This window comes from Acidovorax sp. LjRoot194, from assembly GCF_964253015.1.
In the GTDB taxonomy this organism is placed as follows: Bacteria; Pseudomonadota; Gammaproteobacteria; order Burkholderiales; family Burkholderiaceae_C; genus Acidovorax.
The window spans coordinates 460,267-473,877 of sequence record NZ_CAXUQB020000001.1 but is presented as its reverse complement, the minus strand read 5'-3'; the positions used below and the strand labels follow the sequence as shown (position 1 = coordinate 473,877).

Genomic DNA, 13,611 nt, shown 5'->3' with positions numbered 1-13,611 from the left:
ATCAATCGGTTTTTCGAACACCGGGCCGCACCATCAGTGCCACCCAATACGTTTTCATTGTGATCACCATGCCTACCAGCAAAGCGATCCAGCTCAAGCCCGGCACGAGCCGGGGTGCCGCTGCGAGCAGCAGCACCGTCAAGACAATCTTGGCAATTTCCCAGCCGAAGAATCCCACCATGGCGGCACGCGGATTGGCAGACGCCTTGTGGCGCAGCACCCCCCGTGCAAACAAGGCCGCCGGCAGCACCACCGCCAGAGCGCCGTACGCTGCGGACCAGCCCACCGACACCCTGCCGGTCAGAACCCAGGCCCCGAGGGCCACCAGCATTCCGACCATCGCCTGACCCAGCACCACCTTCCACACCGAGATCGGCACATGGCGACTGCGCCACTGCTCGGCCTCTTGCGCGGTCAAGGGCTTGAAGTCGGATTCATCAGCCTCAGTTTCTGTCTCAGGAGCGATTGTTTTCATTGTTGAATGACGCCCGCGTTACAGACCGAAACTTTCACAAAGCCTCTAATTATAAGTAAAAACCCATGTAGGTCTGCAAAGACCCGCAATCCTGCGGCAAAAACCCGTGTCGATGCATGCCGGGGAGTGCGGTGGCGCCACACATTGCGCGCACATACCGGGTGCAGACTTGCACCGAGTTGATGCACGATGGCCCCGTTGCGCCGGCAGGCGCTCCCCACCTTGGCGCACAATGGACAAGGCTTTCCCGCTATTGAAACCGAAGCACCGCTCACCATGACCTCATCCCCCCTGCCGCCCGCAAACGGCCACGTGCCCCCACAGCCTAACGATTCGCGCAAAGACTCTCTGATCGAGTACCCGTCGAGCTTTCCGATCAAGGTCATGGGCGCCAAGGTGGACGGCTTCGTGCACGCCGTCACCGAACTGGCCCGCCAGTTCGACCCGACCTTCGACGCCGCCACCATTGAACTGCGCGACAGCCGGGCCGGCAATTACCTCGGAATAACCATCACCATCACCGCCACCAGCCGCGAACAGCTGGATGGCCTGTACACCGCACTGTCTTCGCACCCGCTGGTGAAGATCGTTCTTTGACCGGCCGCAGCGCATGAGCATCGAGATCCGCACGCTGGGCCGGGTGGACTATGCCGCCACCGTGCAGGCCATGCAGGACTACACCGCCACGCGCGCGGACAGCAGCCCCGACGCGCTCTGGCTCTGCGAGCACCCCCCCCTGTACACCCAGGGCATTGCGGGCAAGAGCGACCACCTTCTGCAGCCCGGCGAGATTCCTGTGGTGCCGACCAACCGGGGCGGCCAGGTCACCTTCCATGGCCCGGGGCAGGTCGTGGCGTACCCGTTGATCGATCTGCGGCGGGCCGGCTACTTCGTCAAGGAGTATGTCTACCGGGTCGAAGAAGCGGTGATCCGCACCCTGGCGCATTTCGGCGTGACGGGCCACCGCGTGGCGGGGGCACCGGGCATCTACGTCCGCCTTGCCGACCCGCACAGCCACGCGATGCTGCCCCAGCGCCCGCACAAGCGCGCCGTGGATGGCGCGCCGCCGGAGCCCGACTTCGACGGCCTGGGAAAGATCGCCGCGCTGGGCATCAAGGTGAGCCGGCACTGCACCTACCACGGTGTCGCGCTCAACGTGGCGATGGACCTGGAACCCTTCGGCCGCATCAACCCTTGCGGTTACGCAGGATTGCAAACGGTGGACCTTTCTACAATCGGGGTCCACACCACCTGGGACGAAGCCGCGCAGGTGCTGGGCCAGCAGCTCAGCATCCGCCTTGCGCCTTGACCTCCACCACGCTGCCTACACGCCATGAGCACCCCTGAAGTCGTCCGCGAAGCGCAATCCACCGAAACGTACAACCCGCTGGCCAAGCAGAAGGCCGCGGCCAAGCTGTCGCGCATTCCGATCAAGGTGGAACAGGGCGAAGTCCTCAAGAAGCCCGAGTGGATCCGCGTGAAGGCGGGCTCGCCCACCACGCGTTTCTACGAGATCAAGGACATCCTGCGCCAGAACAACCTGCACACGGTGTGCGAAGAGGCCTCCTGCCCCAACATCGGCGAGTGCTTCGGCAAGGGCACGGCCACCTTCATGATCATGGGTGACAAGTGCACCCGCCGCTGCCCGTTCTGCGACGTGGGCCATGGCCGCCCCGACCCGCTGGACAAGGACGAGCCGCTGAACCTGGCGCGCACCATCGCCCAGCTGCGCCTTAAATACGTGGTGATCACCAGCGTGGACCGCGACGACCTGCGCGACGGCGGCAGCGGCCACTTCGTCGAATGCATCCAGAACATCCGCGAGCTGTCGCCCACCACGCAGATCGAAATCCTGGTGCCCGACTTCCGTGGCCGCGACGACCGCGCGCTCGAGATCCTGAAGGCTGCGCCGCCCGACGTGATGAACCACAACCTGGAGACCGCGCCCCGCCTGTACAAGGAAGCGCGCCCGGGGTCGGACTACCAGTTCAGCCTGAACCTGCTCAAGAAGTTCAAGGCGCTGCACCCCAAGGTGCCGACCAAGAGCGGCATCATGGTCGGCCTGGGCGAGACCGATGAAGAGATTCTGCAGGTGATGCGCGACATGCGCGCGCACGACATCGACATGCTGACCATCGGCCAATATTTGTCGCCCAGCAACAGCCATCTGCCGGTGCGCCGCTACGTGCACCCCGACACCTTCAAGATGTTCGAGGAAGAGGCCTACAAGATGGGCTTCAGCCACGCGGCCGTGGGCGCCATGGTGCGCTCGAGCTACCACGCCGACCAGCAGGCGCACGCCGCTGGCGTCTGACGCTTCGCACGGGGCTGCCATGGACCACGCCGCTGCGCCGAGCCTGTCGCTGCGCAGCTACGGTGCCTCGCCAGGGAGCCACAGCCATGGGCATTTCCAGGTGTTGATGGGTGTGTCCGGTGCGCTGGAACTGGAAGTGGAGGGGCGCGGCCTGCGCGTCGCCCCTGGCAGAGGATACGTGATTGAACCCGGCGCCCGCCACGACTTCGAATCCCGCCACGGAAGCGTGTGCCTGGTGCTCGACAGCCCGGACCACGCGTGGTCGCAATGCGCAAAGCCTCCCGCGCCGGCACTGGCCCTGGCCCACTATCTGGCGAGCGCCTTGCAGCAGGGCCTTTCGATGGCCCAGGCCCACGGCCCCGCGTTGCTTCTGGAAGCCTGGCAGGCCCTGCCGGCACCCGCAGCGACGCACAGCGGTACTGCGGGGCCTGCGTCCCGGCGCAGGGCCATCGACTGGGCCCAACTGCAGGGTTGGGCTGCACAGCAGGGGGATGCACACATCACCGTGGCAGACCTGGCCGCACGGGTGCACCTGAGCGCGAGCCAGTTCGCAGCACGCTGCCGCGATGACCTGGGCATCAGCGCCATGGCCTGGCTGCGCGGCCAGCGGCTGGCGCAGGCGCGGCTGCTGCGCGACAGCGGCATGGCGGTGGCCGAGGTGGCGCGTCGCACGGGCTACCGATCGCCGTCGGCGCTGACCGCAGCGCTGCGCCGCGCGGGGCCGTAGCAGCCGCAGACGCCTGGCCCTCCCCCTCTTGCGCGACGACACGCCATCGTTGCGCGACGATGCCGGCGGCCCGGTGCGCATACAGTCGGCGGCATGCAAGCCAATCTCTACGCCCTGGGCGCCATTGCGCTGTGGGCCTCGCTCGCGTCGCTGGGGGTGTCGCTCACCCATGTGCCGCCGTTCCTCCTCACGGGCATCGCGCTCATCATCGGCAGCGTGCCGGCCTGGCCGTTCGTGGTGCGCGATCCGTCGCAGTGGCGCATTCCGCTGCGCACGCTCGCGCTGGGCGTGTACGGCCTGTTCGCGTATCACTTCCTGCTGTTCATCGCGCTGCGCCATGCGCCGCCGGTGGAGGCTAACCTGGTCAACTACCTGTGGCCGCTGTTCATCGTGGTGCTGGCCCCCGTGGTGCTGCCCGGCGTGTCGCTGCGCCTGCCGCACGTGCTGGCGGCGCTGCTGGGCTTTGGCGGCGCGGCGATTGCCATCGCGGGCGGCCGCGAGTTGAGCGGCACGCTGGCCTGGGGCTACCTGCCCGCGCTGGCGGCCGCGTTCATCTGGTCCACCTACTCGCTGCTGACCAAGCGGGTGGCGGCGTTCCCGACCACGGCCATCGGCCTGTTCGGGCTGGTGTCGGGCGTGCTGTCGCTGCTGTGCCATGTGGCGCTGGAACCGCCGGTGGCGCTGCAGCCGCGCGACTGGGCACTGCTGGCCTTGCTGGGCCTGGGGCCGCTGGGGGCCTCGTTCTTCCTGTGGGACAAGGCCTTGAAGCTGGGCGACGCGCGGCACATCGGCATCCTGAGCTACATCACGCCACTGGCCTCCACCAGCCTGCTGATCGTGGTGAGCGGGCGGACGTTCAGCTGGAGCATTGCACTGGCCACGGCCATGATCATCAGCGCAGCCATCATGGGAATGCGGGCGAAGTGAAGCCCCCCTGAGGCGCTGCGCGCCCTCCCCCCCGAGGGGGGACGCATCCGGTGGATTGGCGGAGCCAGATCCACGGGAGCGCTGGCATTGGGCGCGCCCTGTTTTGAACGATGTGAGTGAAATGGGGAGCTGCCGCTCGATCAGCAAGCGCTAGCAGCTCCTATTTCGATAGCGCCGTACCACGCGCTGCTGCGTGCTGGCTGCGCAGGCGCAGGAACAGCCAGCCGGTGATGGAGAGGTTCAGCAGGTTCCAGCCGATGCCGTTCAGAAAGGCGGCGTGGTAGCTGCCGGTCAGGTCGAAGATCCAGCCCGACAGCCAGCCGCCCAGGGCCATGCCGACCAGCGTGGCCATGATCACGGCGCCGACGCGCACGCTGGCCTGGCTGGGCGGAAAGTGCTCGCGCACGATGATGGCGTAGGTCGGCACGATGCCGCCCTGGAACAGCCCGAACAGCGCCGAGATCACATACAGCGGCACCAGGCCGTCGTAGGGCAGGAACAGCAGCAGCGCCACGCCCTGCAGCGCAGACCCGAGCAGCAGCGTGCGGATGCCGCCGATGCGGTCGCAGATGAGGCCGAAGACCAGGCGGCTCACGATGCCGCAGGCCAGCATGAGCGACAGCATCTGCGCGCCCTGGGCGGCGCCGAAGCCCAGGTCGGTGCAGTAGGCGACGATGTGGACCTGCGGCATGGCCATGGCCACGCAGCATGCGACGCCCGCCACGCACAGCAGCGCCATCGCGGTGCCGGGTGCCAGGCCGAAGGGCCGGCCGCGGCCGGTCTGGCCGTGCACCGCACCGGCACCCGCCGCCATGATCGATGGCGGCCGCTGGCGCATGCGCAGCGACAGGGCCAGCATGCCCACGCCACAGACCACCCCCAGCGCCAGGTAGGTGGGCCGCCAGCCGATGGTGTCGATGCCGTACTGCACGATGGGCGGCCAGATGGCGCCCGCCACGTAGTTGCCGCTGGCGCACACCGCCACCGCGATGCCGCGCCGCCGGTTCCACCACAGCGCCGTGTCGGCCAGCAGCGGCGCAAAGGTGGACGACCCGCCGATGAACCCCATGACGGCGTGCGCCAGGCCGAACGCCCAGATGCTGCCGGACAGGCTGGCGCCCAGAAAGCCGCCGAACACCGCCAGCGCGCCTAGCCACAGCACCGGGGTCAGCCCATGGCGATCCGCCAGCCGGCCCGTCACCAGCCCGCCCAGGCCCAGGCACACCATCATCAGCGTGTAGGGCAACGAGGCGCTGGCACGGCCCACGCCGAACTCGGCCTGCACCGCGGGCAGCACCACCGAGACGACGTACATGCTGCTGTTGCCCAGCACGACGAGGCCGAGGGTCGCCAGAAGGCGCCGCAGGGCCTGGGGCGAATCGATGAGGGACGGGTCTGCGGGAGCGGTGTGCATGGGTGCGCTGGGGGATGAATGTCGAAGCGTTGCGCCGGGCGGCCACGCCGGGTGAGCGGGGAAATGCGGCGGTTGCGCGACGGGAGCAATGGCCGCGGCACAGGGCACAGGGCACAGGGCACAAAGCCAGATTTTTGATCACAACAAGCCGCTACCGCTAAATCAGCAAGCGCAAGCAGCTATCAATTCAGTAGCAACGGCAACGGTACCTACATCCCGCCACGCAACGCAACGCAACGCAACGCAACGCCACAGCGCAGCGCAGCGCAGCGCAGCGGATGTCCACACGTCACGAAACCAGCAGCGTCCCCGGCTCTTCACCCTCGAGCACCTGCTGCGCCCACGGCGCGAGCTTGCGCGTGTCGGCGCGCAGCACCTCCTGCTTGATGGCCAGGATCTGTGCGGGGTGCATGGAAAAACTGCGCAGGCCCAGGCCTAGCAGCAGGCGCGTCATGGTCACGTCGCCGGCGGTCTCGCCGCACACGCACACGCTCTTGCCCTGGCGGTGGCCCTCGGCGATCACATCGCCCACCAGGCGCAGCACGGCGGGGTGCAGCGGGTCGTACAGGTGGGCCACGGCTTCGTCGGCGCGGTCGATGGCCAGGGTGTACTGGATCAGGTCGTTGGTGCCGATGGACAAGAAGTCGAAGTACTTGAGGAAGGTGCGCACCATGAGCGCCGCGGCCGGCACCTCGATCATCGCGCCCAGCTCCACATGGCCGTAGGGCTCGCCGCGGGCGTCCAGCTCGGCGCGGGCCAGCTCGACCTGGGCCAGCGTCTGCTGGATCTCGTGCGTGTGGGCCAGCATGGGGAACAGCAGGTTGACCTTGCCACGCGCCGCCGCGCGCAGCACGGCCCGCAGCTGCGTGCGGAACATGCTCGGATCGGCCAGGCTCCAGCGGATGGCGCGCAGGCCCAGGGCCGGGTTCAGGTAGCTGTCCTTGTGGGCCTTGTTGTCGAGCGGCTTGTCGGCCCCCACGTCGATGGTGCGGATGGTCACGGGCAGGCCCTGCATGCCCTCGATGGCCTCGCAGTAGGCGCGGTACTGCTCGTCCTCGCCGGGCAGGTTGCCGGTCTTGCCCATGAACAAAAATTCGCTGCGAAACAGCCCTACCCCCACGGCCCCGGCGCGCACGGCGGCAGCGGCGTCGCCGGGCTGCTCGATGTTGGCCAGCAGCTCGATCTTGTGCCCGTCGAGCGTGACGGCGGGCGTATGGCGCAGCCGGGCCAGGCGCTCGCGTTCGAGCTCGACCTGGCGCTGCCGAAAGCCGTACTCGGCCAGGATGATGGGCGACGGGTCGACGATGACCACACCCGCGTCGCCGTCGATGATGACCCAGTCGTCCTGGCGCACCAACTGGCTGGCCGCGCGCGCGCCCACCACGGCCGGGATGTCCATGCTGCGCGCCACGATGGCGGTGTGCGATGTCTTGCCGCCCACGTCCGTCACGAAGCCGGCGAACACACTCTGCTTGAACTGCAGCATGTCGGCGGGCGACAGGTCGTGCGCCACCAGCACCAGGGGCACGTCCACGGTCTCGTCGAGCAGCAGGTCTTGCTGCAGCCCCAGCTGCTTGTGCCGCCGCGGGCTGCTGGGCGGCGGCGCCACGGGGCTGGCCACGCCCTTCATGTAGCGCAGGATGCGCTCGACCACCTGCTCCAGGTCGGCCTTGCGCTCGCGCAGGTACTCGTCCTCCATCTCGTCGAACTGGCGCGCGATGACCTCGAGCTGCGTGGTCAGCGCCCATTCGGCGTTGTACAGGCGCTCGGTGATCCAGTGCTTGACGCCACCGGTCAGGGCCTCGTCCTGCAGCAGCATCAGGTGCACGTCGAGCAGCGCGGTCAGCTCGTGCGGCGCGTCGGCGGGCATGTCGGCCTGCAGGCGCTGCAGCTCCTCGACCACGGCATTGCGGCCCTGGCGCACGCGCTCGATCTCGGCCGGGATCTGCTCGGCCTGGATGAAGTAGTGGGCCACGTCCACGCGGCTCGATGCCACCAGCACCGCCCGGCCAATGGCGATGCCCCGGGCGACTGCGAGACCGTGGACGGAAAAGGTCATGGTGGTGGGGCTACAGGTTCAACAGGGTGATGAAAAATGGACAGTTGGCCAACTCACTCACCCTCGCCGAACTTGTCGGCGATGAGCGCCAGCAGCGCGTCCATGGCCTCCTGCTCGCGGTCGCCGCTGGTCTCGACCTCGACCTCGGTGCCCATGCCGGCGGCCAGCATCATCACGCCCATGATGCTCTTGGCGTTGATGCGGCGGTCACCGCGGCTCATGAACACGTCACAAGGAAAGCTGCCTGCCAGCTTGGTCAGCTTGGCCGAGGCGCGGGCATGCAGGCCCAATTTATTGCTGATGGTCGTACGTGTCTTGATCATGGGAATTACGGCGGTTCTGGTTCTGCGGCGCGGAGATCGCCACCTGCATCACACCCTGCGTGCCGCCCACTACGGCGCGGTTGACCACGGAGTCGAGCGGCTCGCTGCGGTAGCTCACGGCGCGCAGCAGCATGGGCAGGTTGGCGCCCGTCACCAAGCGCGATCGCACGCCGTCGGTCAGGCGCTGCGCGATGTTGCAGGGGGTGGCACCGAACACGTCGGTGAGCACCAGGGTGGAGTCGGTGCCCAGCTGGTCCAGCAGGATGCGCGCCTGGGCCAGCGACTCTTCGGGCGGCTGGTTGGGCGGCACGTCCAGCGCGGCCACGCTGCTGCCGCAGTCGGGGAACACATGCAGCGCGCATTCACGCAGTGCATGGGCCAGCGGGGCGTGGGCGATGAGGAGGATGCTGGTGGTGCTCATGGGGCGGATGTTTGGATCACATTATGGCGCCGCCCCCGCAGCATGAACCACGCATAGGCCGAGACGTTGCACGCGAGGAACAGCCCCATGGCGGCCTGGAACGACGGCACGGTGCCAAGCCCCATCGCGGCGAACGCATCCACGGCCAGGCCGATGCCCCACTGCACCACGAACACGCCTGCGAAGATCACCAGGTTGTAAGCCGACAGCGCCCGCCCTGCCAGCGCCTGCGAGAACGCCATGCCCACCGCCGGCTGCGACAGCGACACAAAGGTGCACGACACGCAAAACAGCGCCCAGGCCCCGCCGCCGGCACGCGGGCCGGCCACGATGATGGCCAGCAGGATCAGCAGCGAGAACGGCAGCCCCGCCGCCATCAGCCGGTCAGGCCCCAGGCCCTTGCGCAGCAGCCACGGGTTGACCATGCCCCAGGTCCAGAAGGTGCACAGCATGGACACATTGATCCAGAACAGCCCCGTGGCCGATTCGAGCGGCGTGTAGCCCGCCACGCGCTGCATCCACGGGCCCGCCCACAGCGTCTGCATGGCCACCATGCCGCCGTAGACGAAGAAGCCCAGCGGGGCCAGCCGCTGGAAGTACGCATGGCTCCACACCACCGCATAGCCCGGCGCCTCGGGCGGCGGCGCATCTCGGCGGCCTGCCGACGAGTCCGCCCCGCCCTGCCCCACAGCCGCCCACCCCGGCACCCAGACGGCAATCACCACCATCGACACCGCGATCAGCGCGGCCAGGCCCCAAAAGAGCGGGCGCCAGCCCACCAGCGGCAGCGCCCACTGCACCGGCAGCGTGGACGCCACCATGCCGAGCGAGCCCGTCATGAGCATCCAGGAGTTGGCGCGCATCTGCGTGGTGGGCTCGAACCAGCGGCGGTAGCCGGTGAGCGGCGCCATCAGGCAGGCGCTGACGCCCGCGCCGCACAGCACGCGCCCGGCCAGCAGGCCCGAAAACCCCGTGGCCACCGAAAACACCAGGCTGCCCACCACCGCCACGCCCAAGAAGCCGAGCGCCACCTTGCGGGGCCCGTGCCGGTCCAGCCAAGTACCGAGCGGCAGCTGCGTGGCCGCAAAGCCTAAAAAGTACCCGCCCGCCAGCAGGCCCAGGTCGCTGGCATGCAGCGAAAACTCCTGCGCCAGGGTGGGCGCCAGCGTGGCCGTGACGGCCCGCACCAGCGCCGACAGAAAGTACGCGAACGCAAAGGCCACAAAGACGATGATGGCCGCCCGCCGCGGCAACAGGTGGGGTGCGCTCGTCATTGAAACGCGAGCCCGGCGAAGAAGGTGTCGGCCACCTCGGGACGCGGCTTGGCGGTGTAGACCACCGCGTGGTACAGCCGCACCTGCGGCCCCACGGCGCGTGCGAACCACACACCCTGCGCGCTGACCGCGCTGCCATCGGCGCGCTGGCCCTGCACCACCGTGCGCACCGACTGCGGCAGGGGCAGCACCCCCGTGGGTGTGTAGGGCGTGTCGGTGGCCGACGCCGCGGCTGCGGGCCCCAGGTTGGCCAGCACGGCGGCGCGCCAGTGCGTGAGGGCTGCGCCCGCCTGCGACGGGTCGGCCAGCGCGGTGTGTGACACGGCCAGCGTGGCGCCGTCGGCGTCACAGCCCGTCATCGCCAGCTCGACCGGCATACCGGCCAGCTCGACCGCACGCGTGGCCTGGTCAGGCTTGCAGGGCAGCGTGATGGTGATGGCGGCCTCGGGCAGGGGCACGTTGCGCCAGTTCAACGCCGGGCTGCAGCCCACCAGCAGCAGTCCCAGCGCCACGGATACCGAGAGCGATAGCGGCAGGGCCCGGGCCCCGGTCAGTGTCCAATTCATCGGCCCATTATCGGCAGAGCGCTTCAGGTTGGCGCCAGATCATGCTGCGCGCAGAACTTTTGCCCGTGGCGCCGCTCCATCCGATGGTTGGCGGCGGGGTCTCAGGGCTTTGCACCAGCGCCGCAACGCCCGGTCCGGCACAATCTGCTCCGGGCGGTGCCTTCACAAGCGGGCCTGCAATAGTTGCGTCAGGCGGACCGAAGGACGGCCGGCAGTTCAGCATCGACGGATGGACGAAAGCGAAAGTCATGGCAATCAAACATTGGGCGGCGGGTGTGGCGGTGGCGGCGTTCGCTGCCGTGGGCGCCTATGTGTACCTGGACACGGGCCGCTCCACCGCGCCCGAATCGACCTTTGTGCTGCTGGACGGCACCAGCAAGTCCACCACGGACCTCAAGGGCAAGGTGACGCTCGTCAACTTCTGGGCCACCAGCTGCACCACCTGCGTGGCCGAGATGCCCGAGATCGTCTCCACCTACAACAAGTACAACAGCCAGGGCTTCGACACCCTGGCCGTGGCCATGAGCTACGACCCACCGAGCTACGTGGTGAACTTCGCGGAAACCCGCAAGCTGCCCTTCAAGGTGGCCATCGACAACACCGGCAACGTCGCCAAGGCCTGGGGCGATGTTCGGCTGACCCCTTCGACCTTCATCGTGAACAAGCGCGGCGAGATCGTGAAGACCTACGTCGGCGCGCCTAACTTCCCGGAATTACACCAGCTGATCGAGAAGCTGCTTGCAGAGACCTGAAGCGCGACTGCACCTCCAAAACAAAAGGCCGATTTCTTACGAAATCGGCCTTTGTCGCTTATGGAGCCTGCGCAAGCAGCTACCATTTTAATAGCTGACGTGCCCCACTGGCGTGGCCCAGACCAGGGACGCCGCGCAAGGGCCTCCTCATCGCGCTGGCGTCGTCCCACGTCTCGGAGCGCGTAGCGCGCAGAGAGAAGGGGCTGCGGGCCGTGGCTCCGAGCCTGCCTGAGCAGGCTTGGACGGCCCGAAGAGCTGTCGCCTCTGGCGACCAGCACCGAGCGGTGCAACCGCTCAGGGGGATGTACTTTTACTTCGCGCGATAGTTGTCGTGGCACGCCTTGCAGGTGCCGGCCGCGGCACCGAAGGCGGTCTTGAGGTTGTCCAGGTTGCCTGTCTTGGCTGCAGCGGCCAGCTTCACCGACTCGGCTTCGAGCTTCTCGGCGTGTTCCTTGAACTTGGCCTGCTCCGTCCAGATCTCTGGCAGGGCCTTGGTCGGGGCGCCCTTGTCGGTGCCCGGGCCGAAAGCCACCCAGGGCAGCTTGGCCATCTGGGCCACCACGTCGGCATTTTCTTGTGCGGCCTTGGCGTCGAACGGGATGCGGCCATTGGCCATGGCGCCCAGGCGGCCAAAGTGCTGGCCCATCACGAACAGCGCGCTCTGGCGGTACTTGATGGCGTCCTCGGCCTTGGCGAACTGGGCGGAGGCCGGTGCCGACAAGGTGAGGGTGGCGGCAGCCAGGGCGAGCGCGGCGATTGCTTTCATGGGAATTTCCTTTTTATCGTGGGGTGGGAACAAGAATCGGCGGCTTGGAACCGACAGCGACCCTGCAGGCGCACCCATGGCGGCCCACGCCAGATCACGAACAGATTCCCAGCGCAGGCAGTATGCCGGTTTGGCGCTGTTCGTGCTGCTTCGGTGTGCGCCGGGCGCTTTGCGCGGTGCCTTGTCTCCCGCACAATGCGGCCATCGCCCTTGGATGGACCGATCCGTTCGTGCATCCATCCCGCTCTGCCGACCCATCCACCAGCCACGCCGCCGCAGCCACCATGACGCAGCCACAGCACACCGTACGCATCTGGGACCTTCCCGTCCGCCTCTTTCACTGGGCACTGGCCGCCGGCGTGATCGGGCTGGTTGTCACCGCCAAGGTCGGCGGCAATGCCATGGAATGGCACTTCCGCCTGGGCTATGTGGTGTTGGCCCTGCTGGTGTTTCGCATCGTGTGGGGGCTGGTGGGCGGCCGGTGGTCGCGCTTCACGTCGTTTCTGTACTCACCGGCGCGCCTGGTGCGCCACCTGAAAGGCTCTGCCCACCCGGAAGATGGCATCGGCCACAGCCCGCTGGGCGCGCTGTCGGTGTTCGGGTTGCTGGCGGTGCTGGTCGCGCAGGTGGCCACGGGCTTGCTCAGCGACGATGAGATCGCGTTCGCCGGGCCGCTGACCCGCTTCGTGTCCAACGCGGTGGTCGGCCAGGCCACCAGCTACCACAAGGAGATCGGCCAGTACCTCGTAATCGGCCTCGTGGTGCTGCACCTGCTGGCCATCGCGTTCTACGTGCTGGTGCGGCGCCAGCGCATCGTGCGGCCCATGGTGCATGGCGACAAGGACTTGGCCGCCCCCGCCGCCCCATCACGCGACGACTGGGCCAGCCGTGTGGTGGCCCTGGTGGTGCTGGCAGCCAGCGCCGCGCTGGCCTGGTGGGTCTCCACGCTGGCCGGCGCGCCCTCGTTCTAGCAGACTCGCTACACTGCCGCTTCCGCCGTTTTGCACCAACCATGTTGTGGACAAACCCACCGTCACCCTGCTGACCCCCACCTCGGACGCCGAGATGCAGGAGGTTCGCGACATCTTCCGGGAATACGCCAGCACCCTGGGCGTGGACCTGTGCTTTCAGGATTTCGAGAGCGAGCTGGCCGACCTGCCGGGCGACTACGCAGAGCCGCGCGGCTCGCTGCTGCTGGCCAGGGTGGATGGTGCAGTCGCCGGCTGCTGCGCCCTGCGGCCCCTGGACACCGCCGACTATCCCAATGCCAGCGAAATGAAGCGCCTGTACGTGCGCAAGGCCTTCCGCGGCTTCGGCCTGGGCCGCGAACTGGCCGACGCCATGCTCGACCGGGCGCGGCAGGCAGGCTACGCCTGCGTCCTGCTCGACACCCTGGACGACATGGAATCGGCCCGTGCGCTCTACACGGACCTGGGGTTCGAGCAAATCCCGCCGTACTATCACAACCCCATCGCGGGGTCGCACTACCTCAAGGTGGATATTTCCTGATGCTGGCGGTCCTGCGCAGTGCAGCGCCTCGGGCCGACGCGATATCTGCAACGCACATCCGCGTTGAACACATGCCCAGGTCGC

The 13,611-nt window shown here is 67.8% G+C and carries 16 protein-coding genes; 8 read left to right on the top strand and 8 right to left on the bottom strand.

The genetic code is table 11. From position 1 onward, the window contains the following. Position 1 precedes the first annotated feature (1 nt). Positions 2–475, bottom strand: a complete 474-nt coding sequence (locus ACSQ3N_RS02255) for an ATP synthase subunit I (RefSeq protein WP_436145493.1) — start codon at positions 473–475, stop codon at positions 2–4. A 276-nt stretch (positions 476–751) separates the two neighbouring features. Between ACSQ3N_RS02255 and ACSQ3N_RS02250 the strand changes: the two genes are divergently transcribed. The 5 genes from ACSQ3N_RS02250 (at position 752) to ACSQ3N_RS02230 (ending at position 4,443) form a co-directional block, all read left to right on the top strand. After that, positions 752–1,072 carry a YbeD family protein gene (locus ACSQ3N_RS02250; RefSeq protein ID WP_056164737.1) on the top strand — a complete coding sequence of 107 codons (321 nt, stop codon included), beginning with the start codon at positions 752–754 and terminating at the stop codon, positions 1,070–1,072. A 13-nt stretch (positions 1,073–1,085) separates the two neighbouring features. Next, complete coding sequence (lipB, locus tag ACSQ3N_RS02245; RefSeq protein WP_436145492.1) at positions 1,086–1,784, top strand: lipoyl(octanoyl) transferase LipB; 699 nt, start codon at positions 1,086–1,088, stop codon at positions 1,782–1,784. A gap of 24 nt (positions 1,785–1,808) precedes the next feature. Continuing rightward, positions 1,809–2,789, top strand: a complete 981-nt coding sequence (gene lipA / locus ACSQ3N_RS02240; protein ID WP_056164742.1) for a lipoyl synthase — start codon at positions 1,809–1,811, stop codon at positions 2,787–2,789. Between the two features lie 19 nt (positions 2,790–2,808). Beyond that, positions 2,809–3,516 carry an AraC family transcriptional regulator gene (locus tag ACSQ3N_RS02235; protein WP_436145491.1) on the top strand — a complete coding sequence of 236 codons (708 nt, stop codon included), beginning with the start codon at positions 2,809–2,811 and terminating at the stop codon, positions 3,514–3,516. 93 nt (positions 3,517–3,609) lie between these two features. Next, the gene (locus tag ACSQ3N_RS02230; RefSeq protein WP_436145490.1) at positions 3,610–4,443 is read left to right on the top strand and encodes a DMT family transporter; all 834 of its coding nucleotides are present in this window, start codon (positions 3,610–3,612) and stop codon (positions 4,441–4,443) included. A 160-nt stretch (positions 4,444–4,603) separates the two neighbouring features. Here the strand turns inward: ACSQ3N_RS02230 and ACSQ3N_RS02225 are convergent, their stop codons facing one another. The 6 genes from ACSQ3N_RS02225 to ACSQ3N_RS02200 form a co-directional block, all read right to left on the bottom strand. Beyond that, positions 4,604–5,857 carry an MFS transporter gene (locus tag ACSQ3N_RS02225; protein ID WP_436145489.1) on the bottom strand — a complete coding sequence of 418 codons (1,254 nt, stop codon included), beginning with the start codon at positions 5,855–5,857 and terminating at the stop codon, positions 4,604–4,606. 289 nt (positions 5,858–6,146) lie between these two features. Beyond that, positions 6,147–7,916, bottom strand: coding sequence for a phosphoenolpyruvate--protein phosphotransferase (gene ptsP / locus ACSQ3N_RS02220; protein WP_436145488.1), 1,770 nt, complete (start codon positions 7,914–7,916; stop codon positions 6,147–6,149). A gap of 53 nt (positions 7,917–7,969) precedes the next feature. After that, positions 7,970–8,239, bottom strand: a complete 270-nt coding sequence (locus ACSQ3N_RS02215) for an HPr family phosphocarrier protein (protein ID WP_056164752.1) — start codon at positions 8,237–8,239, stop codon at positions 7,970–7,972. Continuing rightward, entirely contained in the window at positions 8,208–8,660 is a 453-nt protein-coding gene (locus ACSQ3N_RS02210) for a PTS sugar transporter subunit IIA (RefSeq protein ID WP_056164753.1), read from the bottom strand. The genes ACSQ3N_RS02215 and ACSQ3N_RS02210 overlap by 32 nt, the downstream gene beginning before the upstream one ends. Next, positions 8,657–9,934: an MFS transporter gene (locus ACSQ3N_RS02205; RefSeq protein WP_436145487.1), complete on the bottom strand. Its 1,278-nt coding sequence runs from the start codon at positions 9,932–9,934 to the stop codon at positions 8,657–8,659. The genes ACSQ3N_RS02210 and ACSQ3N_RS02205 overlap by 4 nt, the downstream gene beginning before the upstream one ends. Continuing rightward, a complete protein-coding gene (locus ACSQ3N_RS02200) occupies positions 9,931–10,500 on the bottom strand; it encodes a hypothetical protein (RefSeq protein WP_436145486.1) in 570 nt (189 codons plus the stop codon). Before ACSQ3N_RS02200 ends, ACSQ3N_RS02205 begins: the two co-directional genes overlap by 4 nt. 248 nt (positions 10,501–10,748) lie before the next feature. Between ACSQ3N_RS02200 and ACSQ3N_RS02195 the strand changes: the two genes are divergently transcribed. Next, positions 10,749–11,252 (top strand): TlpA disulfide reductase family protein, encoded by a 504-nt coding sequence (locus ACSQ3N_RS02195; protein WP_056164759.1) that lies wholly within the window; start codon positions 10,749–10,751, stop codon positions 11,250–11,252. A 310-nt stretch (positions 11,253–11,562) separates the two neighbouring features. Here the strand turns inward: ACSQ3N_RS02195 and ACSQ3N_RS02190 are convergent, their stop codons facing one another. Continuing rightward, positions 11,563–12,018 (bottom strand): c-type cytochrome, encoded by a 456-nt coding sequence (locus ACSQ3N_RS02190; RefSeq protein WP_200926874.1) that lies wholly within the window; start codon positions 12,016–12,018, stop codon positions 11,563–11,565. A gap of 284 nt (positions 12,019–12,302) precedes the next feature. Here ACSQ3N_RS02190 and ACSQ3N_RS02185 point away from each other — a divergent pair, with 284 nt between their 5' ends. Continuing rightward, positions 12,303–12,989, top strand: coding sequence for a cytochrome b/b6 domain-containing protein (locus tag ACSQ3N_RS02185; RefSeq protein ID WP_056164761.1), 687 nt, complete (start codon positions 12,303–12,305; stop codon positions 12,987–12,989). Between the two features lie 46 nt (positions 12,990–13,035). Continuing rightward, positions 13,036–13,527 carry a GNAT family N-acetyltransferase gene (locus ACSQ3N_RS02180; protein ID WP_436145485.1) on the top strand — a complete coding sequence of 164 codons (492 nt, stop codon included), beginning with the start codon at positions 13,036–13,038 and terminating at the stop codon, positions 13,525–13,527. Positions 13,528–13,611: the final 84 nt, after the last annotated feature.

What these genes read in the sequence shown, in the direction of transcription:
- ACSQ3N_RS02255 (WP_436145493.1), bottom strand. Translation starts at nt 475, where the DNA reads ATGAAAACAATCGCTCCTGAGACAGAAACTGAGGCTGATGAATCCGAC.
- ACSQ3N_RS02250 (WP_056164737.1), top strand. Translation starts at nt 752, where the DNA reads ATGACCTCATCCCCCCTGCCGCCCGCAAACGGCCACGTGCCCCCACAG.
- lipB (WP_436145492.1), top strand. Translation starts at nt 1,086, where the DNA reads ATGAGCATCGAGATCCGCACGCTGGGCCGGGTGGACTATGCCGCCACC.
- lipA (WP_056164742.1), top strand. Translation starts at nt 1,809, where the DNA reads ATGAGCACCCCTGAAGTCGTCCGCGAAGCGCAATCCACCGAAACGTAC.
- ACSQ3N_RS02235 (WP_436145491.1), top strand. Translation starts at nt 2,809, where the DNA reads ATGGACCACGCCGCTGCGCCGAGCCTGTCGCTGCGCAGCTACGGTGCC.
- ACSQ3N_RS02230 (WP_436145490.1), top strand. Translation starts at nt 3,610, where the DNA reads ATGCAAGCCAATCTCTACGCCCTGGGCGCCATTGCGCTGTGGGCCTCG.
- ACSQ3N_RS02225 (WP_436145489.1), bottom strand. Translation starts at nt 5,857, where the DNA reads ATGCACACCGCTCCCGCAGACCCGTCCCTCATCGATTCGCCCCAGGCC.
- ptsP (WP_436145488.1), bottom strand. Translation starts at nt 7,916, where the DNA reads ATGACCTTTTCCGTCCACGGTCTCGCAGTCGCCCGGGGCATCGCCATT.
- ACSQ3N_RS02215 (WP_056164752.1), bottom strand. Translation starts at nt 8,239, where the DNA reads ATGATCAAGACACGTACGACCATCAGCAATAAATTGGGCCTGCATGCC.
- ACSQ3N_RS02210 (WP_056164753.1), bottom strand. Translation starts at nt 8,660, where the DNA reads ATGAGCACCACCAGCATCCTCCTCATCGCCCACGCCCCGCTGGCCCAT.
- ACSQ3N_RS02205 (WP_436145487.1), bottom strand. Translation starts at nt 9,934, where the DNA reads ATGACGAGCGCACCCCACCTGTTGCCGCGGCGGGCGGCCATCATCGTC.
- ACSQ3N_RS02200 (WP_436145486.1), bottom strand. Translation starts at nt 10,500, where the DNA reads ATGAATTGGACACTGACCGGGGCCCGGGCCCTGCCGCTATCGCTCTCG.
- ACSQ3N_RS02195 (WP_056164759.1), top strand. Translation starts at nt 10,749, where the DNA reads ATGGCAATCAAACATTGGGCGGCGGGTGTGGCGGTGGCGGCGTTCGCT.
- ACSQ3N_RS02190 (WP_200926874.1), bottom strand. Translation starts at nt 12,018, where the DNA reads ATGAAAGCAATCGCCGCGCTCGCCCTGGCTGCCGCCACCCTCACCTTG.
- ACSQ3N_RS02185 (WP_056164761.1), top strand. Translation starts at nt 12,303, where the DNA reads ATGACGCAGCCACAGCACACCGTACGCATCTGGGACCTTCCCGTCCGC.